This is a genomic window from Paramagnetospirillum kuznetsovii, from assembly GCF_003284725.1.
GTDB classification, from domain to species: Bacteria; Pseudomonadota; Alphaproteobacteria; order Rhodospirillales; family Magnetospirillaceae; genus Phaeospirillum; species Phaeospirillum kuznetsovii.
Genome location: NZ_PGTO01000016.1, coordinates 64,696 through 85,250, shown reverse-complemented (window position 1 = coordinate 85,250; position 20,555 = coordinate 64,696). Strand labels below are relative to the sequence as shown.

Sequence of the window (20,555 nt, the reverse complement as noted above, 5' to 3'; positions counted from 1 at the left end):
GCATTATGTCTGCCCCTCACCGGGCGCGGCCCTCCGGCCGCTTGGCCGCGGCCTCAATGGCCGCTGATCGCGACGCGTCTGATTTGACGCACGCCGCTCTAAGCTCTACCTCGGAAGGGGAATAGCGCATCCTTTGTCCATGGCGCATACTCCGTGGCGTTGAGGCGTCATGCCCGCCGCCACCCGGACATGATGCGACCGTGAGGAGCCTGCAAGACCATGACCGACAAGGTTGCATTATTTCTCGCCCATGCCGTGGCGATGGAACAGGAAGCGGCGGACCGCTACGAGGAACTCGCCGATACCATGGACGTGCACAACAACGCCGAAGTGGCCGGCCTGTTTCGCCAAATGGCTAAATATTCAAGCCTCCATGGCGCTACGGTGATCGAGCGAGCCAAGCCCTATACCCTGCCCAAACTGAAATCCTGGCAGTTCCGCTGGAACATGCCCGAGCCGCCCGAAGTGGGTGACTTCCTGGGCGGCCATTATCTGATGACGCCTTATCACGCCCTGGAATTCGCCCTGGACAACGAGCGGCGCGGCCATCAGTTCTATGCCAGCGAGGCCTCCCGCAACGATGACCAGACCGTGCGCGCCATGGCCGCCGAAATGGCCGCCGAGGAAGTGGAGCACGTCTCGGAACTGGAAGCGTGGCTGGCCCGCACGCCCAAACCCGAAGCCGACTGGGCCGAAGACACGGACGACGCGGTCGTGGTGGATTGACCACCGTCAATCCCGCTGACATCAGCAAATCATAATATATCCTTCGCCGACTTGGGTCGGCGAAGGAGACCGCCTCATGCCCTTGTCGCCCGCGCTCGACCCCGAAGGCTATCTGACCGACCCCGCCGATTGGAGCGAGGAGGTGGCCGGGCATTTGGCCGCCACCGAAGGCATCACCCTGACCGAGGAACATTGGATCGCCATCCGCTTCATGCGGGCTTGGCTGGATGATCGCCAGGTGGCTCCCGACGTCCGCCACGTGATCAAGCACCTCACCGAGACCACCGGGGCTGGCCGCAACCGCCTGTTCGAGCTGTTCCCCTACGGATATGTGCAGCAGGCCTGCAAGATCGCCGGCATGCGGCGCCCCCGCTCGTGGAGCACGGGATAATCCACCCCGGCGATCGAGGGACAAACCTGGGACCAAGCGACGCTCAGGCTGATAGGCCAAGACATGGGCCACAGATGGGCACAGATCCCGCTACGCGGGACACAGATAAAAAATCTCTCAATTCATCTGTGCTTATCTGCGTGCATCTTTGGCAAAATTTTCTACCGAACAGATATTCCGGCCAGAAATCAGCCGCATTCCCCGAATGCCGATACAACCTATTTCCCAATGATCTTGCCGAGGAAGCGCCGGGTGCGCTCGTTGGCGGGGGAATCGAAGAATTGCGACGGCGGCGCGATCTCCACCACCCTGCCCTCGTCCATGAACACCATGGTGTCGGCCACGGCGCGGGCGAAGGCCATCTCGTGGGTGACGCAGATCATGGTCATTCCCTCGGCCGCCAGCGACGACATGACGTCGAGCACCTCGCCCACCATTTCCGGGTCCAGCGCCGAGGTCGGCTCGTCGAACAGCATGACCGCCGGTTTCAGGCACAGGGCGCGGGCGATGGCGACCCGCTGCTGCTGGCCGCCCGAGAGCTGACCGGGAAATTTGGACGCCTGCTCGGGGATGCGCACCCGTTCCAACAGAGCCATGGCGGTGGCCTGGGCATCCTTAGGCGCGATGCCCGCCACCTTGACGGGGGCCAGGGTCAGGTTTTCCAGCACGGTGAGATGAGGAAACAGATTGAAGCTCTGGAACACCATGCCCACTCGGCGGCGCACGGCGTCGATGGCCTTCAGATCGTCGCCCAACGCGATGCCGTCGACCACGATGCGGCCGGATTGATGCTCTTCCAGCCGATTGATACAGCGGATCATGGTGGACTTTCCCGAGCCGGAAGGGCCGCAGACAACGACCTTTTCCCCCTTGGCGACCTCCAGGGTCACGTCCTTCAGCACATGGAATTCGCCGTACCACTTGTTGACGTCGCGAAGCTCGATGATGGGGGCGGCTGCGGTCATCTCGATCCCTTGGCCAGTTCGCGCTCCAGCCACTGACTGTAGCGCGACATGAAGAAGCAGAAGCAGAAATACACCAGCGCCGCCGCCAGATAGCCTTCCACGAAGAACGGCCGCCACGCGGGGTCGTTGAGCGAGGCCTTGGTGGCCGCCAGCAGGTCGTAAAGCCCGACGATGGTGACCAGCGAGGTGTCCTTGAAGCAGGTAATGAACTGGTTGACGATGGGCGGAATCACCAGCCGCAGCGCCTGGGGCAGGATGATCAGGCGCATGGTCTGCCAATAGCCCAGGCCCAGGGCGTCGGCGGCCTCGAACTGGCCCTTGGGGATGGCTTGCAGACCGCCGCGCACCGCCTCGGCCAGATAGGCGGCGGTGAACAGGGTCATGCCCACCAGGGCGCGCAACGCCTTGTCGATGGTGATTCCCTCGGGCAGGAACAGGGGAAACATCACCGAGGCCATGAACAGCACGCTGACCAGCGGCAGTCCGCGCACCAGCTCGATATAGCCCACCGACACCGCCTTGATGGCGGGCAGTTGCGAGCGGCGGCCCAGGGCCAGCACGATGGACATGGGAAAGGCGATGACGATGGCGAGAACGGCAATGACCAAGGTCAGCGGCAATCCGCCCCACTGCGCCGTCTCCACAGTGGCCAGTCCCAGCACGCCGCCCCACATCAGCACGCCGATCAGGACCACGGCCGCCGCCCAGAGAGCCCCCAGCCAGGGGCGCCAGCAGCGCCGCTGGGAACTGATGGCAAGCAAGGCGACGAATAGCAGCATGGCCAGGAACGGCCGCCAATGCTGCTCATAAGGATAAAGACCGAACAGCATCAGCCGATGGCGCTCGGCGAGCAGGGTCCAGCAGGCGCCGCCCGCCTGCCGACAGCTCTCGGGCGTTCCCGCCCCCCAACTGGCATGGATCAGCGCCCAGCCGACGAAGGGCGGCACCACCTGCCACAGCAAGGCCAGCCCCAGCAGGGTCAGCACCGTATTGGCGGGCGAGCCGAACAGGTTTTTCTTCGCCCAGGCGGCAGCCGTGGTCATTTCGTCACCAGCGCGACGCGCTTGTTGTACCAGTTCATCAGCGCCGACAGGCCCAGGCTGATGCACAGGAAGACCCCCATCACCAGGGCGACGCCTTCGACCGCCTGGCCGGTCTGGTTGATGGCGGTATTGGACACCGCCACCAGATCGGGATAGCCGATGGCGATGGCCAGGGGCGAATTCTTGCAGATGTTGAGATACTGACTGGTCAGCGGCGGCACGATGACCCGCAGCGCCTGGGGCAGCACCACGAGGCGCAGGATCTGCCCCCGCGACAGCCCCAGCGACAGGGCGGCCTCCACCTGGCCCTTGGGCACCGACAAGATGCCTGCCCGCACGATCTCGGCGATGAAGGCGGCGGTATAGAAGGTCAGTCCGGCCAGCAAGGCGGCGAATTCCGGCGACAGGGTCAGGCCGCCGGTGAAATTGAACCCCGCCAGATGGGGACTGTCCAGCAGCGGCCAGCCATGGCTCCAATCCAGGGCCGGGATCACCAGTCCGCGATTGCTGAGAAAGACCCCCGGCAGCGGATTGAGCGCCTGTCGGGCGCCCGGCAGCGCGGTGACCAGGCCGTACCAGACGAACAGCTGCAACAGCAGCGGCACGTTGCGGATGGACTCCACATACAGGGTCGCCAGCCGCCCCAGCAGCCAGTTGCCCGACAGCCGAACCACCCCGACCACCGTTCCCAGGACGGTGGCCAGAACGATGCCCAGCGCCGAGACAAGCAGGGTGTTCAGCAGCCCCACCACCAGGGCGCGGCTATAGGTATCGGCGGGGGTAAAGGCGATGAGGCTTTCCGAGATATCGAATCCGGCCTCGCGGCCCAGGAAGCCGAAGCCGGTGGCGATGCCGCGAATTTCCAGATTGGTCAGGGTGTTGCGCAACAGCCAGGAGCCCAGCGCCACCACGCCGCCGATCACCAGCGCCTGATACAGCACCCCGCGAAAGCGAGCGCTGCCCCACAGGCCGGTGACGCGCATCCTTACCTCACCGAGGCGGCATGGCGTACATCAATCCGCCATTGGTGTAGAGCGCGTTCAGCCCGCGATCCAGCTTCAGGCGGGACTCCTTGCCCACGTTGCGTTCAAAGCTTTCGCCGTAATTGCCCACCTGCATGATGATATTGAAGGCCCATTTCTCGTCGATGCCCAGCGCCTTGCCGTTGCCGACGGTAACGCCCAGCAGGCGTTGCAGATCGGGATCGGGCGACTTTTGCGCCACGGTCACCGTCTTCGAGGTCACTCCCTTCTCTTCCGCATAGACCATGACGTATTGCGACCAGCGCACCAGATCGGTCCATTGGGAATCGCCCTGGCGCACCGCGGGAGTCAGCGGCTCCTTGGAGATCAGTTCCGGCAGAATGACGTAATCGTCGGGATTGGCCGCCTGACCGGCGCGCACCCCGGCCAATTGCGAGGCGTCAGAGGTCAAGGCATCGCAGCGTCCCGAGAAAAAGGCGCTGTTCAATTCCTCGTTCTTCTCGATCACCACCGGCTTATAGGTCATCTTGGCGGCACGGAAGTAATCGGCGAGATTCTGTTCGGTGGTGGTTCCCGGCAGCACGCAGACGGTGGCGCCGTTCAGTTCCTTGACCGATTTGACCCCGATCTTCCTGGCCACCATGAAGCCCTGGCCGTCGAAATAGTTAGGGGTGGTGAAGTCCAATCCGTTGGCGGTGTCGCGAGTCAGCGTCCAGGTGGTGTTGCGGGCCAGCAGGTCCACCTCGCCCGCCTGGAGCGCGGGCAAGCGCTGCTGCGCCGATAGCGGCGTGTACTTGACCTTATTGGCGTCGGCGAACAAGGCGGCGGCGATGGCGCGGCAAACATCCACGTCAAGCCCGGTCCAGTTCCCCTTGTCGTCCGGCGCCGAAAAGCCGTAAAGCCCCAGATTGACGCCGCATTGAACGAAGCCCTTGGCCTTCACCGCGTCCATGGTGGCTCCGGCACGGGCGGGTGGGGCCGCCCCCATCAATGCCAAGGCGGCGACGGCGCCGATCGCGTGGGTAAGCTTCATGGGACATCTCCCCAGATCGTCCATCCGTCGGCAAGCGTGATGCCAGCCGCCAAGACGACGTTCAGTGACGGAACAAATGGCTGCGGCCGACCAGCAGCCGCCCAATATGCCGCCCGACCACCTTCATCAGGGAGAAAGTCGGCCGGACGAATTCGATGGCGACCCAATCTTCCTTGGAGGCGCGGACGACGGCGATGCCCTTGGCCAGGGGATTGGGATCCTCGTAGGCCGAGCGAAGTTCGAAGGAGAATCGACGCCCAGGAGCCAGATCGAACGGCGGCCGCTTGAACTTCAGGCCGCCGACCGAAATATCGACCACTTCGACCAGATTATTCTCGAACACCATGAACAGGCCCTCGCCCTCATGGCGGTCATCGACGCGTCGATCGTTATTGGAGCTCTTGCGACCCGGCACCTGACAATTCCCTGTCCATGAATGGTAAGAAACAGTCTATGCGGAACCTTGATTGAAGCCAAGGGCAAGTGGCCGCGCACCACCACTTATTGTCAGCGGTCCGATCCTGGGCCATCCTATTGTCCAGGTAGAGGAACTGGAGCGGCGGATGACCCTGGTGCATGTGCTGAAGCGAACCGCCGGTCTGGGCGACGTGCTGATGCTGCAACCGGTGGCAAGGGCGCTCAAGGCCCGCGACGGTGGCGAAACCGTCATCGCCACCGACACCAAGATCATCCGAAGCCTGGACGGTCCGCCGCTGCCGGAGATCGACCGATTGGTCGACGCCGAACACCTGGATCGTTTCATCGCCGAGCGCGGAGACGGCGTGCGGGTGCACGACATGAACCATCCCCGCCACTCGCTGCAAAGGGGCCACCAGATCGATTCGTTCCTGGCCGCGCTGGACTTTGATCCCGCCGCTTGCGACAAGTCCATCCGGCTTCCCGCCAACCCGAAGGCGCAGGCCATGGTGGACTTCTACCTGGACGAGGCCCCCGAGCCAGAGCATCCGATAGGCCGGGTATTGCTGCATCCGGCCTCGGGCGCCATGAACCGCACATGGCCACAAGCCAAGTGGCAGGGGCTGGCCGACCGGCTGAGCGCGGCGCAAGTCCAGGTCTTCGTCATCGGCAACCGCTCGGCCGCCACCGGCAAGGGCGCCTTTGCCCTGGAGGTGGATTCGCGCCTGGACGTGGTGGACAAGTTCGGATTTTGGGAAACCATCGAATTGATGCGCCTGTCCGACTGCCTCGTCAGCACCGACAGCGCCCCGGTGCAAATGGCCGCCGCCACCGCCATCCGTATCGCGGGGATCTACTCCATCACTCGCGGCGAATGGCGGCTGCCTTTCCGGGCGGAGGGCGTGGCCAAGGCCATCGAGCCCAGCTGCCGCTTCTTTCCCTGTTACCCCCTGATGTACGAACCCGAGCATTTGGGCAAGGCCCGCGCCCATTTCGACGCCATCCGCGTCCCCCAGCAGAACATGCTCTATGAATGGTGCTGCGACGACTATTCCTATGACTGCCTGAACCGGGACATGGCGGTGGACGCGGTGTTCGAGGCGGTGATGTCGCTGCTGCCGTCCCCGGTGAGCCCATGAGCGGCTATGCGGACATCCTGGCGGCGGCCAACGCCGCCCTGGGCCGCGACCCGGCCGACGAAGCCGCCGCCCATGCCATGGCCCAGGCCCTGGTGATGCTGGGACGCGCCGCCGACCTCCATCGCCTCGCCGAGCATCTCAATATCGCCGCCGGTCCCGGCAAGGGCTGGGTGGTCCTGGCCACCGCCCTGCACGGATTGCTGGCCGAGCGGCGCTACGACGCATTGATCGCCCTGTGCGAGTCTTCGCCTCCCGACACCCCCGGCTATATCCTGACCGCCTATTACGGCGGTTGCTCGTCGATGATGGACGGCGACATGGAAGCGGCCATCGCCCGGTTCGACTGGTTCCGCCGTCATGTCCGTTTCTATGCCGGACACATCGCCTTCGTGTCGCATCCGCTGCTCAGCATGATCTATCGCCAAGGCCGGATGGTGGCGGCCCCCGACGAAATCGATCATCGCCTTGCCGCCCCAGTCGTCCTCCCGGCCTTGGAGACCTTGGGCGAATTGTCGGCGGCGGCCGACGGCGAGGCCGCCATCTTCACCTGCCTGGACGATCAGTACTTCAAGCTGTTCGGCGAAAGCTTCGTCGCGGCCAATCTCGGCCTCAATCCCACCATGCCGCTGATTCTCCACGTCATCGGCCCCGGTGACGAGACGCGGGGAGAACTGCTGGACCTGACCCGGCGCTGGCCCGGCCGCTTCGCCGCCACGGTGGAGGCCAAGCCGCTGTTCACCACCGTGACCTATTACGCCTCCGCCCGCTTTTTCGTGGTGGACCAGATGACAGAACGGTTCGGCCGCCCCATGATCTCCCTGGACGGCGAGTTGCAGGTGCCGGTGGAAAGGCTGAATTTGGCGGCGGCCTGCCGCGCCCAGGATTTCGCCTGCTTCGGCACCGGCCGCGACGAGCCGGGCTCGGTGTGGCAGGCGTCGGTCATGTGGTTCGGCCAAGGTGCGGGCACCGGTCGGCTCACCCGTGCCCTACGGGCCTATTGCCAGCCCGAGCTCAACCATCCCAGCCTGATGACATGGCAATTGGATCAGGCGGCCCTGCTGGCCTGCCGTCACTATTTCGAGATGCGCGGCCCGCCGCTGGCCTTCGCCGATTTGCGCGACCTGCTGGGCCTCGGCCTCGCGGATGTGGCCAGCGACGTCCCCAAGGCCGAAGCCAAGGAAAGCAATAAGCATGGCAAGATGACAGGCGAAGTGCAGATCCTCGGTCCGCGCCTGGGCGATCTCTACGCCAGTCTCTAGAAAGCCCGAAGGGACGTCGACTTGCGCCGACGTCCCTTCATTGTGTATCCAGAAAGTGGAAACGCCGCACTGTGCGGGCGGCGTCTCCCTGCCGAAGGAGGGTGGGGATGGGCGGGAAGGCCCCCCTTAGCAGATTTCCCGGATCCGGATGGGGAGGCAGCGCCTCCGTCCGTTTCACAGTTAATAGACTAGCAAAGTATTTCTGAAATTTAAACAGGAAGATCACCCGCTCAATTTTATGAAAATGAAGCATCAACTATATGTTTATTTAACAGCGTATTTTTATAAAATTTTATGGAAATCCAACGAATTTAGGAATTCAGCGCCTTCCAGCGGGGAAGGATGGCCACAGCCAATGGGAGCCATCCCCCGGAATATGCAGGAAAGCGAACAACCCCGGAAACAGCACGCCTGATTTTTTTCCTATATTTCTTCCGCTTTGAATTTTTCAACGACAGAGCGCACCATATGAGAATTATAAAAAGGAACGTTCCGATGGCCCTTCGAGTCTACTTCTCCATAATCGCGATCATGGCTTTGACTATGTCGGCTGCCCTGGCCGACGGCGTCACCTTCGGATGGACCAAGCTGGAGGTGATAACCTCCGACGCCAAACATCATATGTTCAAGGTGGAGTTGGCCGAGACGCAGGACCAGTTGTCCCAAGGGTTGATGTTCCGCAAGACCTTGGCGGCGGATACCGGCATGCTGTTCAACTTCGCCCGTGCGCGGCCGGTATCCATGTGGATGAAGAACACCCTGATCCCGCTGGACATGCTGTTCATCGACCGGGCCGGACTGGTGATCCATGTGGAGGAATTCGCCGTGCCCGGCACCTTGGAGCCGCGCGGCCCGTCACAGCCCGTTCTCGGCGTGCTTGAACTACCGGCGGGCACCTCTCGGCGATTGGGAATCCGCCCCGGCGACCGGGTGGACCACGCCATCTTCACCCCGCGCCCCTAGAGACTTGTCAATTCCGCGGAAACCCCTTAGTTTCCGGCCGACGGGGTGTAGCTCAGCCTGGTAGAGCGCCAGCTTTGGGAGCTGGATGTCGGAGGTTCGAATCCTCTCGCCCCGACCAATTCAGACATCTTGTCGCATCCCAGGGACGTCACCGGTCAGGGGCCGAACTTGGCCACTTTGACGTAGATGCTGATGTTAAGCAGGGCCGCGACGCCCAGCAGCAGGAAGAATGCCCACCATTTGCCGATCACCGGCGGCCGTCTGTCTTCCATGTCCATTCATCCTCACGGGAAGGCCCCCGCCTCGCCCTCACGGGCGAGGCGGGTAAGCTTTAGCGGGCGTAGTCGTAGGGCGTCCATTCCTTGGCCACTTCCGGATCCTGGCCGGGGAAGTTGCCGGGGCCGGGCGGGCTGGGGGCATGGGTCCATTCCAGCGACTTGGAGCGCCAGTGGTTTTCCGCCGCCTTGGGGCCGCGAATGGCCCCGTTGATCCAGCTGTAGAAGGTCAGCAGCATGCCGACCACCACCACCATGGCCCCCAGGGTCGCCATCTGGTGATAGGGCTCGAACTGCGGGAACTGCTCATAGGTGGCATAGCGCCGGGGCATGCCCTGCATGCCGATGATGAACAACGGCGTGAAGGTCATGGTGACGCCGACGAAGTTCAGCCAGAAGCCGATCAAGGCCGGTTTGGAATCCGCCACCCGACCGGTCATCTTGGGGAACCAGAAATAGATGCCGGAGAAGATGGAGAAGGTGGCGAACAGCGCCATCACGAAGTGGAAGTGGGCGTGGATGAAGGCCGTCTCGCCCAAATGCAGATCCAGCACCGTCATGGCCAGCGGAATGCCGGTCAGACCGCCCACCAGCAGCAGGAACAGGCAGGCGCAGGCATAGTGCATGGCCACATTATAGGTGATGGCGGCACGATACAGCGTGCCCCACAGCGATATGACCATCAGTCCCACCGGCACCGAGATCAGCAGGGTGGTGACCATCTGGCCGGTCCGCAGCCAATTGGGCATGCCCGCCACATAGAGATGGTGAACCCACACCTCGCCGGACAGCAAAATCAGTCCGAAAACGCCGCCATAGACGCAGGCCTTGTAGTTGAACACCCGGTTCTTGGCCATGGTCGAGATCACCTCGAACAACACGCCCATGGCCGGCAACAGGATCACATAGACCGCCGGGTGCGAGTAGAACCAGAATAGATTCTGGTACAGCAGAACGTCGCCGCCGCCGGTGGGATCGAAGAAGTGGGTGCCGAGATACTTGTCGAACAGCAGCATGGTCACGGCCGAGGCCAGCACCGGGATGAAGATCAGTTGCAGCACGAAGGCGCCCAGCACCGTCCAGACGAAGATGTTCATCTGGTTGAAGCCCATGCCCTTGGCCCGCATGTAGAGGATGGTGACCAGGAAGTTCACCGCGCCCAGGATGGACGAGAAACCCAGCAGATGAACGGTGAACACATAAAAGGCGGTATTGCCGACGGTGGTCACCGAATAGGGCGGATAGCCGGTCCACATGACGTCGGGACCGTCCGATACCATCAGGCTGATCAGCGCCAGGACGATGGCGGCGAAGAACAGCCAGACCGAGAAGGCGTTGATGCGGGGAAAGGCCACGTCGCGGGCGCCGATCATCAGCGGCACCAGATAATTGGCGAAGAAGCCGGTCAGTCCGGGAATCAGGAAGGCCAGGATCATGGCCGCGCCGTGGAAATAAAGCGCGATGTTGTAGTTCTGCGGGTCCGAGAACAGCCCGCCGCTGGGGCTTAGCTGATTGAGCCGGATATAGACGGCGGCGCAGCCTGCCACGCCGAACGCGGCCAGGGAGCCGATGAGATAGAGGATGCCCACCCGCTTATGGTCGGTGGTGAAGATCCATTCCGTGAGTTTGAAGTCAGACATGGTCGATCCCCCTAGCCCCTGCTGCTGTCGGTGGTGGCCCGCGCTTGGCGAACCTTCGATTCCATCCAGGCGTGGAACTCGGAGGCGGGAACCGCCACCACGTCGGAATACATCTTCGAATGGGCCAAGCCGCAATACATGGTGCAGGTGGCCACGGTCTTGCCCGGCTTGTCGGCGACGAACCACAGCCAGCTGACCCGGCCCGGCATGAGGTCTTCCTTGACCCGATATTCGGCGAGGCCGAAGGAATGGATCACGTCGGGCGACGTCATGCGCAACACCACCGGCTTGCCCACCGGAACCTTCAATTCCTGGGTCACGACACCGTTGCCGTAATCGAATTCCCAGTACCACTGATAGCCGGTGACCTTGATCTCCATGGCATCGGCGGGAGCGCTGCGATAGACCGTGAACAGCGACCAGCCCTTGGCGGCCAGGAAGAAGTCGTCGGCCATGAAGATCGCCGCGGGCAGCAAGGCCCAACCGATGGCCTGGGCCTTGGTCAATTTGGGACCGGTTCCCACGTCGTCGGGACTCTTGGCCCGGTAGCGGAACATCATCCACAGGGCGCCGAGGCCGAACACCACCCCGATCACCACCAGATCGAGCAGGACATGGCCCCACAGATGATCCCACTGGCTGTGCGGCGTGCCGCCGTTGGCCATGGCCGGAGCGGCGGCCATGGCCATGGGCACGGCCACCGCCATTAATCTGCGCAAGCTTGGCATGGTAGATCCTCCCCCTTCGGACGCCCGTTCGGACGATGGATGCGGCGGCGATAGACGGCCACCGAGATGATGAAAAGAATCACTCCCACGCCCAGCGAGGCGAAGCCGAAGAACATGGGAAGGTTCAGCTTGTAGCGCCCGTCCTTGAAGCTGTAGCTGTAGCAAAGGCTGAGGGCGAAATTGAGAATCTGGGCCGGACGGATCTGGTCACCCAGGGCGTCGGTCAAGGCCAGCTCCACGTCGCGGGGTTCCGTATTGGTGCTGTAGAGAAAGCGCACCACCCGCCCCTGGGGCGACAGGAAGACATAGAGCCCGGGATGCAGGAAGGCCCGATCCTGGGCCGACCAGAAATACTTGAACCCCACCGAATCGGCCAGACGCCTCGCATCGGTGGAATTGCCCGCCAGGGCGAAGCGCCAGCCCTCCGGCGCGCCCTTGGGCAGATCCAGGGTCTTGCGGAACTTCGCCAGGGTTTCCGGGCCTTCCTCGGCATTGAAGCTGACCGTCAGCACCGAATAATCCGCGCCCAGGCGCCACTGCTCGACCTGGGCCAACTGGGCGGCCAGATCGGCATTCACCACCGAACAGGTGCCGTCGCAATTGTAATAGGACAGCACCAGAATGACCGGCTTGCCGCCGCCATAGGCCCCCAGGGTGGTGGGCGCCCCGGTCTCGTCGCGCAACGGCGTGGCGGGGTCGGGCTTCACCCCCAGGAACTTGGCTTCCTCCACCCGGAACAGGCCGGTATCCACCTCGGAGAACGGCACCCGCCCATACTCGGCCCAAGCCTCGGCGGTGGCCAGGACCACCAAAAGACTGGCGAGCACAAGGCTGCGCATGAGGTGAAGCCGTCCCGTATCCACGCGGCCGACTACCAGAAATAAATCTGCGAGACGACAAAGAACCAGATCACATCCACGAAATGCCAGTAGATCGAAACGCATTTCAGGAAGGTGGTGCTGGTCCGTCCCTTCAACGCTGGCAGCAGCACCGCCACGAAGGCCGCCAGCCCCAGGAAGACGTGCGAGGCATGGAAGCCGGTGACGGTGAAGAAGATCATGCCGAAGGAATTGGTCCCCGGCGTGAAATGATGGGCGAACAGGTGGCTGTACTCATAGACGGTGCAGCCGAGAAACAGGCCGCCCAGCACCAGGGTCTGGACCAAGGGCTTGATGAAGCCCTTGGTGTCGCCGTGCTCCAGCTTCTCCTCGGCGAAATGAATGGTCACCGAGGATGAGACCAGCAGGACGGTCATGATCAGCGGCAATCCCACCGGCATGTCGGGAGACCCCGCTGGCGGCCAAGCCTCGGTGGTCAGGCGGGTCAGCCAGTAGGTGGCGAACAGGGCCAGGAAGATGAAGGCTTCCGACACGATGAAGACCGGCATGGCGATCAGGGAAAGACCGGGCACCAGCGGGGCATGGGTCAGCCCCTCGGTCGTCCAGCGGGCGACGCCGAACACCAGCAGCGGCACGCCGATGCCCAGCAAGGCGATGGTCAGCAAGGTGTTCTGGTAGACGAAATACGCGGAAAAACCCAAGGGCAGCGCCAGGAAAATTCCTGCCACCACAGCGAACGGCGCGACGGACGTTTCCCAGTGATGGGCATGCGACGTCTGCGTGAGCGAGACCTGGACACTCATGCGAATTCCCCCCTTGACCGAGCAACCGACTTTACATTCGTAAATTTTTGCGGGTTCAATTGACAGGAGTCAACGATTGAATAATGATTCTAAAAAACGCGCTAAATATTGTAAACTTCTTATATTGCGCCGCCGCATGATGATTTCAGGCGAAATTCATCGGCTTCGGCTCCATGATGAGCAAGCAACTGCAAGGGAGGACACGATGACGATGCCAAACGGAGCGAACCCGCCGACCATTCGGCGGCTCACCTCGGATCAGGCATCGGGCTGGCTCGCCGCCGGATGGCGGGACATGGCGCGAAATCCGGGCTTGAGCCTGGGATTCGGAGCCGTCTTCGCCGTGATCGGCCTCGTCATGGCCTATGGCCTTGAACGGGAAGGGCTGGGATCGCTGTTGTTGCCGGCCTGCGCCGGTTTCGTGTTGATCGGCCCGCTGTCGGCGGTCTTCTTCTACGAGATCAGCCGCCGCAACGAGATGGGCGAGCCGGTCTCGCTGTCCCTGGTGGTGTCGTCGGTCTTGGCGCGTTTCGGCCAGATCGCCCAATTGGGCATGGTGCTGGTGCTGTTCATGATGGCCTGGCTGCTGTCGGGCCTGGTGATCTTCGCGATGTTCTTTCAAGGCGCCCCGCCGCCCTTGGAGAACTTCGTCATGGATATCCTGTTCGGCAGCGGGTCGCGGATCTTCCTGGTGGTCGGCATGGTGGTGGGCGGCCTCCTGGCCGCCATCGCGTTCTCCATCAGCGTCTTCGCCATGCCCATGCTGCTGGACCGCGATGTCGGCGCCTTCACCGCCATGGTCTACTCGGTGCGCGCCGTGCGGCTTAATCAGGCCAGCATGATCGGCTGGGGCGCCACCATCGCCATCATCACCTTCTTCGGCATGGGCTTCGCCTTTGTGGGGCTCGTCGTGTCGCTGCCGCTGGTGGCCCATGCCAGCTGGCACGCCTATCGCGACGTCAGCCGGGGATGAATGCCGTTCGGGTGTTGGGAACGCTGTCGGCGGCGGCTGTCGCCTTCGGCTTGCTAGGGCTGTTTTTCGGCAGGCCAAGCCAGGATCAACCGCCGCCGCCGGGCGTTGCGGCGATTCCCGCAGGTGAACGGGCAGCGATTCGCCCCTTCAGCATGATCGACGGCGATGGAGGTTCCGTTGCCTTCGCCGACCTGCGCGGAAAGCCGATGCTGATCCATTTCTGGGCCACATGGTGCGGCCCCTGTGTCGCCGAGATGCCCCAGATCGACGCCTTGCAGCGCCGCTTCAAATCCAGTGGATTCAAGGTTCTGACCATTTCGGTGGACCGCGGCGGCCCCGACGTGGTGAAGCGCTATATGAAGAACGCCGCCCTGACCAATCTGCCGGTATTGCTGGCGAGCGAGGACACGCCGCAGCCGCCGGTGGTGCCGACCTCCTTGCTGGTGGACAAGACCGGGCGCGTCGTCACCACCATAATCGGCCCCGGGCAATGGGATCGGGCGGAGACGAATGCATCCATCGCCGCCCTACTTGCCGAATAGCAACAATAACACTGTTCGGCCGATGGAGAAAGCGGCCGGGACGGCAGCGCTCCGAGTATAGCGCGCCGTTTGGAGCGCGGGCGTCTCGCCCGCCTTGCGGGCCTATTTCACCTTGTTGAGATCGGCCCAGACCGGCTCGGCGTCACTGGCAGAGAACTCGATGGCGGCGCGCCGCACGCCCAGACTCTGGCGCGAGCCCAGATCGGCGGAGACGCGATATTCGCCGGGTGGGAAGGTGCCGACCGCGAAGCGGGCGATGGAGGCCCCCACCGCCGTGTCATGGCGGAAGACGCCCCAGGCGCTGATCTCCTTGCGCACATTGCCCTGGCCGTCGATCACCTTGACCACCGCCTTGGCCATGGTCTCTTCCGAGGAATCGGGGCGGCGGAAATGCAACACCATGACGCTGTCGCGCGATGCCGCATTGACGCCCGCGAAGGACTGGTGGAAGGCCAGGATCTCTTCCTGGGGAGCGGCGGCGACCGGGGCCTCCGCCTTGGGGGCCGGACGGTTGGCCAGCCAGCGCTTGGGCGCCTCCAGATCGCCGAACCGCAACCAGGTGGATATTCCCGCCACCACGATGAACAGCAGGATCAGCGACAATTTGCGGATGATGGACACCTGTCCTCCAGCATTTCTAGATCACCGGCGGAACAAGACTGCCACAGAGCCAGAAGATTCCGCGAGCGATAATGGCGCCGCCGTTATATCATTGTTTGCTGATCGACGGGGAGATTGACCCATGAAACGCCTGCTTGTCCTGACCGTCCTTTTGGCCTGGAGCACCATCGCCACCGCCCACGAGACCAAGATGGGCGACGACGGGCTGCATAAGCAGGACTGGTTCCTCAACAGTTTCCTCGACCTCAAGGACGACCTCGCCGAAGCCACCAAATCGGGCAAGCGCTTCGCTATCGTCTGGGAGCAAAAGGGCTGCCCCTATTGCGCCGACATGCATGTGATCAACTTCGCCGACGACAAGCTCCGCACCTGGATCAAGGACCATTACGTCGTTCTGCAACTGAATCTGTGGGGCTCGCGCGAGGTTACCGATTTCGACGGCCAGGTGCTGCCGGAAAAGGAGCTGGCGCGCAAATACCGCATCACCTTCACCCCCACCGTGCAGTACTTCCCCGAAAGCGTGGCCGAGATGGCGGGAAAGAAGGGCGCCGACGGCGAGGTCGCCCGCCTGCCCGGCTATTTCCGCAACGGCCATTTCCTCGGCATGTTCGAATATGTCTGGGACAAGCGCTACGCCAAGGGCCAGGACTTCCAGCGCTATATCATCGAGAAGTCGGAGGCGCGTCAGCCCAGCCGCTGAAACGCCGGGACGGTTTCCATCAGCCACTGCCCCACCTCGTTGAGGCGGCCCAGCATGATCAATGCGCCGGTGGCGATCAGCAGACCGCCGATTCCCATTTCCACCATGCGCATGTAACGGCGGAACCGGGTCAGGAATCCCATGAACGGCCGCGCCGCCAAGGCGGCCAGCAGGAACGGCACCCCCAGCCCGGCGGCATAGGCCGACAGCAACGCCACCCCCTCGCCCACCGAATCCTTGCCCGCCGCGATCATCAGGATGGTGGCCAGGATGGGACCGACGCAGGGCGTCCAGCCGAAGGCGAAGGCCAGACCCAGCACATAGGCGCCGAGCAGTCCGGCCGGCCGCGCCTCCACCTGCACCCGCTTGTCGTAATTCAGGAAGGACAGCCGGATGGCGCCCATATAGTGCAGGCCGAAGATGATGATCACCACGCCCGCGACCATGGACAGCCAGGTCATATTGTCGGTGATCAGGCGATTCAGCGCCGAGGCGGTGGCCCCCATGGCGATGAACACGGTGGAAAATCCGGCCACGAAGGCCAGGGCGGCCGGAATCACCCGCCGCCCCGCCCCGGCGCGGACCTCGTCGAGGCCGACCCCGCCGAGAAAGCACAGATAGGCCGGAATCAGCGGCAGCACGCAGGGGCTGAGGAAGCTGAGCGCCCCCGCCATCACCGCCCCGGCGTAGGAAATCTCGAAGGGGTTCATGTCATCCCTCTTCCGCTGTCATCCCGAGCGAAGCATTCCATGGTTTCTTACTCTCCGTCATAGCCGGGCTTGAGCCGCGGCTGTCCGGTTTAATTCCTGGCGGGCGGCTTGGTGGTTGGCGCCGACGATTCACCACCAAGGCACCAAGGACACCAAGAGGATTTTTCCTTGTTCTCGTCATGCGCGGGCTCGTCCCGCGTATCCACGCGGCACCGCCCGAACGCCGCATGACTCAATGAATTCGTCTGATCGGCGTGGATGCCCGTGACAAGCACGGGCATGACGGAGAGCAAGAAACCGTGTCGGCTCCTTGGTGTCCTTGGTGCCTTGGTGGTGAATCCACCGCTTAAACCGGACATCTGCGGCTGATGGCGAACGAGCGCATGCCTCACCCGCCGACCACCTTGACGCTCCGGTTCTCCGGCAGGTTGACCTCACCATGCTTGGCCAGATGGCCCATCACCACGTCCCATACCGGCGGCCCCTGGGTGTCGGGATTGACGCTGGCCCAGCCGCTGACCACGTAGCTCTTGGCCGCATCCAGCTTTTCGCCGGTCTTGATCAGCCGCATGTCGGAGATGCGTTCGCCCACCGGCTTGGCGGGGTCGATGGCATAGCTCATGCCGCCGACCCGGACCATGTCGCCGCCCTGCTGGTAATAGGGATCGGGATGCAAAAGGTTGTCGGCCACGTCCTCCATGATGTCCTTCATCATGGCGCCGGTCATCTCGGACCGGTAGGCATTGGGATAGGTGATGGCCGTCTGGTTATAGACGTCCTCCACCGTGATGTCCTGGCCCGGCAGCAGCGACGAACCCCAGCGGAATCCCGGCGACAGGGCGATCTGGGCGTCGCGCTCGGACAGCAGGGCGTCGCAGATCAGGTCGTCGAAGGTTCCGTTGAAATTGCCCCGGCGGTAGAGCAGCCCCTTGGTGCGGCCAACCACCCGGCCCAATTCGGCCGCGTGGGGGGCGCGGATGCGCTCGATCAGGGCCGCCATCTCGGCATCGGGACGGATGGCGTCGGAGAACACCGGGATCAGGCGGAAGGAATGGGCGGTCACCTTCTTGCCCTTGACCTCGAGATCGAGGCGGCCAAGGAACTTGCCGTGGGAGCCCGAGGCCACCAGCAGGGTATCGCCGACCCGGATCAATTCGGGAATGGCGTCATGGGTATGGCCGGTCAGCATGACGTCGATGCCCTTGACGCGGGACGCCATCTTGCGATCCACGTCAAAGCCGTTATGGCTGGCCACCACCACCAGATCGGCGCCCTTGGCGCGGGCGTCGTTGACCCGCTTCTGCATGTCCTCCTCGCGGATGCCAAAGCTCCATTTGGGCATCATCCAGCGGGGATTGGCGACGGGGGTATAGGGGAAGGCCTGCCCGATCACCGCGATCTTGACGCCGCCGCGCTCGAACGCGGCGGTATGGGCGAAGGCGTCTTCCTCCCACTCGTTGTCCTTCACATTGCCGCACAGGAAGGGGAATTTCAGCTTCTCGACCAGTTCCTTGACCCGGGCCTCGCCATAGGTGAATTCCCAATGGGCGGTCATGGCCTCGACGCCCAGCAGGTTCATGGCGTCCACCATGTCCTCGCCGCCGGTCTTGAGCGCGGTGTAGGAGCCCTGCCAGGTATCGCCGGAATCGATCAGCAGGGTCTTGCCCGGCCGCTCGGCGCGGATGGCCTTGACCAGGGTGGCCATGCGGTCGAGACCGCCCACCTTGCCGTAGGTCTTGCCCAGTTGGGAGAAGTCCTCCGAGGTCAGGGCATAGGCCTCCGCCCCGCCGCCCTTGAGGCCGAACCGCTTGAGGAAGTCCTTGCCGGTCAGATGCGGCGGCAGCCCCTTGGCGGCGCCGACTCCCAGATTGACGCTGGGCTCGCGGAAATACAGCGGCTTCAACTGGGCATGGATATCGGTGAAGGCCAGCAGGGTCACCTGCCCTACCGGCTTGAAGCGCAGCAGGGAGTCCTGGGTGATGGTCTGGGCGGCGGCGGCCTGACCGAGAGGCGCCCCGGTCATGGCGGCGGCGGCGGCGGCCACCTGCAGGAAGTCGCGGCGGGTCAGCATCTCTTCAGACTCCTTATTTGCGGACCGAAGGCGTCTCCACCTGCAACCCTTGAGCACGCCACGCCAGATACAGTTCCAGATCCACGTATTCCCGCGATCCCAGCGGATAGGGCTCGGCGCGGATTTCCTCGTTGCAGCCCGCCAAACGACGGTGCAGCGAGCCAAGCTTCTGCCATTTCAGGCGATAGGTGGGAAAGCCGTTGGTCATGCCCTGGGACAGCAATTCGGTCCGCACATGATTGCCCCAGTTGTCCTCGTGGCAATGCTTGCAGGCGAGATCGTTCATGCCGCGCCGCTCGTAGTAGAAACGGCGGCCATTCTCGAAATAGGACACGGCGGGGCCGTCGATCTGCACCTGCACCGGCATGCCGCGCGACTGCATCTTGACGAAGGTGGTCATGGCCAGCAGCGGCTCGGATTCATACTTCCACGGCGTCGCCGCCATGTGCTTCTCGCGGCACATATTGATGCGCTGTTCCAGGTTGATCACGGTGCCGGCATGGATGTCGTATTTGGGATAGACCGAGCCGACGCCCTTCATGTTGTCCTCGGCCTTGCCGTGGCAGGACGAGCAGGAACGGTTGGCCTTGCCGTCGGGCTTGGTCCACAGGGCCTCGCCCTTTTCCACCCAAAGCGAAGCGGGATTGAGGAACTCGTCGTCCTGCATGGCGCGGGTCTCGGGCTCGGCGAAGGTGTAGCCGGACCGCTTATCGCCCGAGATATAGGGCGCCATCTTCGGATCCTTGGGATCGAAGGGCGGGTCGGCCTGGGCGGCCGAGCCGGCCAGGGCCACGAACAAAGCGGCAAGCGCGATCAGCGACGTCTTCATGGCCCCTCCCCTTCGCCGTCAGTTGACGGTCAGCTGGCGGCTGATGGCATAGACCGAACCGTCATCATCGAACCACTTGAACTCCATGGTCCCGCTTTCGGTGGCGGTAATGAAGAAATTGGTGGCCGGATTGGCCGAGACGGCGCCATGCATTTCCGCATGGAACAGTTCCTTGCCGTTCAGCGTGCAAATGAACTTGTTGACGATCTTGCGCGGGATGAGCTTGCCGTCCTTGTCCTTGCGCTGACCCGATTCCATGTCATGGTCGATCATGGTCTTGATTTCGAGGATTTCGCCCTTGGCGGCGGTCTCGTTGAATTTGACCTTGGGTGTCGGCATGTCTCTCTCCTTGTTCCCTTTTAGCCCCTCAAGCGGCGGGCGGGATTCTCCGAATCCCTCGCCTCCCGCGCCACGAGGCGCGCGACCGCCTTGCGGTCGTTCAGCCGCCGCAGCCGCCGATGGTGACCTTGACTTCCTTCTTGCCCTCCCAGGCGCTGCCGTCGGACAGAACCGCCACGGCGCGCACATCCTGGGTCTTGGCCAGCCGCATGCGGCCATAGACCTCGGCCTTGCCGGTGGGCTGTAGGAAGTAGCTGACCACGCCGGGAGCGGGATTGCCCTCGGCCATCACATGGATGGCCTTGACGTAGTTGGCCTCGGTCATGGGATTGTCCACCACCACGGTGAAGGGGACCGTATTGCCGTTCTCGGCGATTTCGGGAAGCTTCAACGTCACCTTGCCCGCCTGCGGCTTGGCGCCGCCGGTCAGCTTGGCGAAGGCGTCGTTGGCCTCCTCGCGGGTGGCGTGCGCCACGGACGGCATCAAGGCCAAGGCGGCGGCGCCAGCCCCCATGCCCAACAGCACGCCGCGGCGCGACAAATCGGAATTCACGTCCTGGGACATC

The 20,555-nt window shown here is 63.3% G+C and carries 23 protein-coding genes and 1 tRNA gene; 9 read left to right on the top strand and 15 right to left on the bottom strand.

Features of this window, described 5'->3' with window-relative positions; genetic code table 11:
• Positions 1-219: 219 nt before the first annotated feature.
• Together CU669_RS16555 and CU669_RS16550 are read left to right on the top strand one after the other, a co-directional pair.
• Positions 220-726: a ferritin-like domain-containing protein gene (locus CU669_RS16555; protein WP_112146707.1), complete on the top strand. Its 507-nt coding sequence runs from the start codon at positions 220-222 to the stop codon at positions 724-726.
• A gap of 76 nt (positions 727-802) precedes the next feature.
• Positions 803-1,117, top strand: coding sequence for a TusE/DsrC/DsvC family sulfur relay protein (locus CU669_RS16550; RefSeq protein WP_112146706.1), 315 nt, complete (start codon positions 803-805; stop codon positions 1,115-1,117).
• Positions 1,118-1,335: 218 nt separating this feature from the next.
• Here the strand turns inward: CU669_RS16550 and CU669_RS16545 are convergent, their stop codons facing one another.
• The 5 genes from CU669_RS16545 to CU669_RS16525 form a co-directional block, all read right to left on the bottom strand.
• Positions 1,336-2,082: an amino acid ABC transporter ATP-binding protein gene (locus tag CU669_RS16545; protein ID WP_112146705.1), complete on the bottom strand. Its 747-nt coding sequence runs from the start codon at positions 2,080-2,082 to the stop codon at positions 1,336-1,338.
• The gene (locus tag CU669_RS16540; RefSeq protein WP_112146704.1) at positions 2,079-3,125 is read right to left on the bottom strand and encodes an amino acid ABC transporter permease; all 1,047 of its coding nucleotides are present in this window, start codon (positions 3,123-3,125) and stop codon (positions 2,079-2,081) included. The genes CU669_RS16545 and CU669_RS16540 overlap by 4 nt, the downstream gene beginning before the upstream one ends.
• On the bottom strand, positions 3,122-4,108 hold the full coding sequence (locus CU669_RS16535; protein WP_112146703.1) for an amino acid ABC transporter permease: 987 nt from the start codon (positions 4,106-4,108) through the stop codon (positions 3,122-3,124). The genes CU669_RS16540 and CU669_RS16535 overlap by 4 nt, the downstream gene beginning before the upstream one ends.
• Before the next feature lie 7 nt (positions 4,109-4,115).
• Positions 4,116-5,141 (bottom strand): amino acid ABC transporter substrate-binding protein, encoded by a 1,026-nt coding sequence (locus tag CU669_RS16530; protein ID WP_112146702.1) that lies wholly within the window; start codon positions 5,139-5,141, stop codon positions 4,116-4,118.
• A 61-nt stretch (positions 5,142-5,202) separates the two neighbouring features.
• Positions 5,203-5,556: a PilZ domain-containing protein gene (locus tag CU669_RS16525; protein ID WP_239988753.1), complete on the bottom strand. Its 354-nt coding sequence runs from the start codon at positions 5,554-5,556 to the stop codon at positions 5,203-5,205.
• A 148-nt stretch (positions 5,557-5,704) separates the two neighbouring features.
• On the opposite strand from CU669_RS16525, the gene CU669_RS16520 reads away from it, so the two are divergent.
• From CU669_RS16520 to CU669_RS16505, 4 genes are all read left to right on the top strand, one after another.
• Positions 5,705-6,697: a glycosyltransferase family 9 protein gene (locus CU669_RS16520; RefSeq protein WP_112146701.1), complete on the top strand. Its 993-nt coding sequence runs from the start codon at positions 5,705-5,707 to the stop codon at positions 6,695-6,697.
• Entirely contained in the window at positions 6,694-7,956 is a 1,263-nt protein-coding gene (locus CU669_RS16515; RefSeq protein ID WP_112146700.1) for a hypothetical protein, read from the top strand. Before CU669_RS16520 ends, CU669_RS16515 begins: the two co-directional genes overlap by 4 nt.
• A gap of 543 nt (positions 7,957-8,499) precedes the next feature.
• Complete coding sequence (locus CU669_RS16510) at positions 8,500-8,919, top strand: DUF192 domain-containing protein (protein ID WP_239988752.1); 420 nt, start codon at positions 8,500-8,502, stop codon at positions 8,917-8,919.
• 41 nt (positions 8,920-8,960) lie between these two features.
• A tRNA-Pro gene (locus CU669_RS16505) sits at positions 8,961-9,037 on the top strand.
• A 213-nt stretch (positions 9,038-9,250) separates the two neighbouring features.
• Here the strand turns inward: CU669_RS16505 and CU669_RS16500 are convergent.
• From CU669_RS16500 to CU669_RS16485, 4 genes are read right to left on the bottom strand one after another with little or no spacing between them, the layout of a single operon-like run.
• Positions 9,251-10,834 (bottom strand): cytochrome c oxidase subunit I, encoded by a 1,584-nt coding sequence (locus CU669_RS16500; RefSeq protein ID WP_112146698.1) that lies wholly within the window; start codon positions 10,832-10,834, stop codon positions 9,251-9,253.
• 11 nt (positions 10,835-10,845) lie between these two features.
• The gene (locus CU669_RS16495; protein WP_112146697.1) at positions 10,846-11,562 is read right to left on the bottom strand and encodes a cytochrome c oxidase subunit II; all 717 of its coding nucleotides are present in this window, start codon (positions 11,560-11,562) and stop codon (positions 10,846-10,848) included.
• Positions 11,541-12,401, bottom strand: coding sequence for an SCO family protein (locus tag CU669_RS16490; RefSeq protein WP_112146696.1), 861 nt, complete (start codon positions 12,399-12,401; stop codon positions 11,541-11,543). Before CU669_RS16490 ends, CU669_RS16495 begins: the two co-directional genes overlap by 22 nt.
• Positions 12,402-12,433: 32 nt before the next feature.
• On the bottom strand, positions 12,434-13,204 hold the full coding sequence (locus tag CU669_RS16485; protein ID WP_112146695.1) for a cytochrome c oxidase subunit 3: 771 nt from the start codon (positions 13,202-13,204) through the stop codon (positions 12,434-12,436).
• Positions 13,205-13,409: 205 nt separating this feature from the next.
• Between CU669_RS16485 and CU669_RS16480 the strand changes: the two genes are divergently transcribed.
• Both CU669_RS16480 and CU669_RS16475 read left to right on the top strand, forming a co-directional pair.
• The gene (locus CU669_RS16480; RefSeq protein WP_112146694.1) at positions 13,410-14,177 is read left to right on the top strand and encodes a DUF2189 domain-containing protein; all 768 of its coding nucleotides are present in this window, start codon (positions 13,410-13,412) and stop codon (positions 14,175-14,177) included.
• On the top strand, positions 14,174-14,719 hold the full coding sequence (locus CU669_RS16475; RefSeq protein WP_112146693.1) for a TlpA disulfide reductase family protein: 546 nt from the start codon (positions 14,174-14,176) through the stop codon (positions 14,717-14,719). Before CU669_RS16480 ends, CU669_RS16475 begins: the two co-directional genes overlap by 4 nt.
• A gap of 102 nt (positions 14,720-14,821) precedes the next feature.
• Here CU669_RS16475 and CU669_RS16470 read toward each other — a convergent pair whose 3' ends face one another.
• On the bottom strand, positions 14,822-15,340 hold the full coding sequence (locus CU669_RS16470) for a hypothetical protein (protein ID WP_112146692.1): 519 nt from the start codon (positions 15,338-15,340) through the stop codon (positions 14,822-14,824).
• Positions 15,341-15,461: 121 nt separating this feature from the next.
• Here CU669_RS16470 and CU669_RS16465 point away from each other — a divergent pair, with 121 nt between their 5' ends.
• Positions 15,462-16,040: a thioredoxin family protein gene (locus CU669_RS16465; protein WP_112146691.1), complete on the top strand. Its 579-nt coding sequence runs from the start codon at positions 15,462-15,464 to the stop codon at positions 16,038-16,040.
• On the opposite strand, the gene CU669_RS16460 is transcribed toward CU669_RS16465, so the two are convergent.
• From CU669_RS16460 to soxY, 5 genes are all read right to left on the bottom strand, one after another.
• Positions 16,025-16,750 (bottom strand): cytochrome c biogenesis CcdA family protein, encoded by a 726-nt coding sequence (locus CU669_RS16460; protein WP_112146690.1) that lies wholly within the window; start codon positions 16,748-16,750, stop codon positions 16,025-16,027. The genes CU669_RS16465 and CU669_RS16460 overlap by 16 nt on opposite strands.
• Positions 16,751-17,138: 388 nt before the next feature.
• On the bottom strand, positions 17,139-18,821 hold the full coding sequence (gene soxB / locus CU669_RS16455; protein ID WP_112146689.1) for a thiosulfohydrolase SoxB: 1,683 nt from the start codon (positions 18,819-18,821) through the stop codon (positions 17,139-17,141).
• Between the two features lie 13 nt (positions 18,822-18,834).
• Positions 18,835-19,650 (bottom strand): sulfur oxidation c-type cytochrome SoxA, encoded by an 816-nt coding sequence (gene soxA / locus CU669_RS16450; RefSeq protein ID WP_112146688.1) that lies wholly within the window; start codon positions 19,648-19,650, stop codon positions 18,835-18,837.
• Positions 19,651-19,668: 18 nt separating this feature from the next.
• Entirely contained in the window at positions 19,669-19,989 is a 321-nt protein-coding gene (gene soxZ / locus CU669_RS16445) for a thiosulfate oxidation carrier complex protein SoxZ (RefSeq protein WP_112146686.1), read from the bottom strand.
• Between the two features lie 100 nt (positions 19,990-20,089).
• Positions 20,090-20,554: a thiosulfate oxidation carrier protein SoxY gene (gene soxY, locus CU669_RS16440; protein ID WP_112146685.1), complete on the bottom strand. Its 465-nt coding sequence runs from the start codon at positions 20,552-20,554 to the stop codon at positions 20,090-20,092.
• Between the last annotated feature and the right edge of the window lies 1 nt (position 20,555).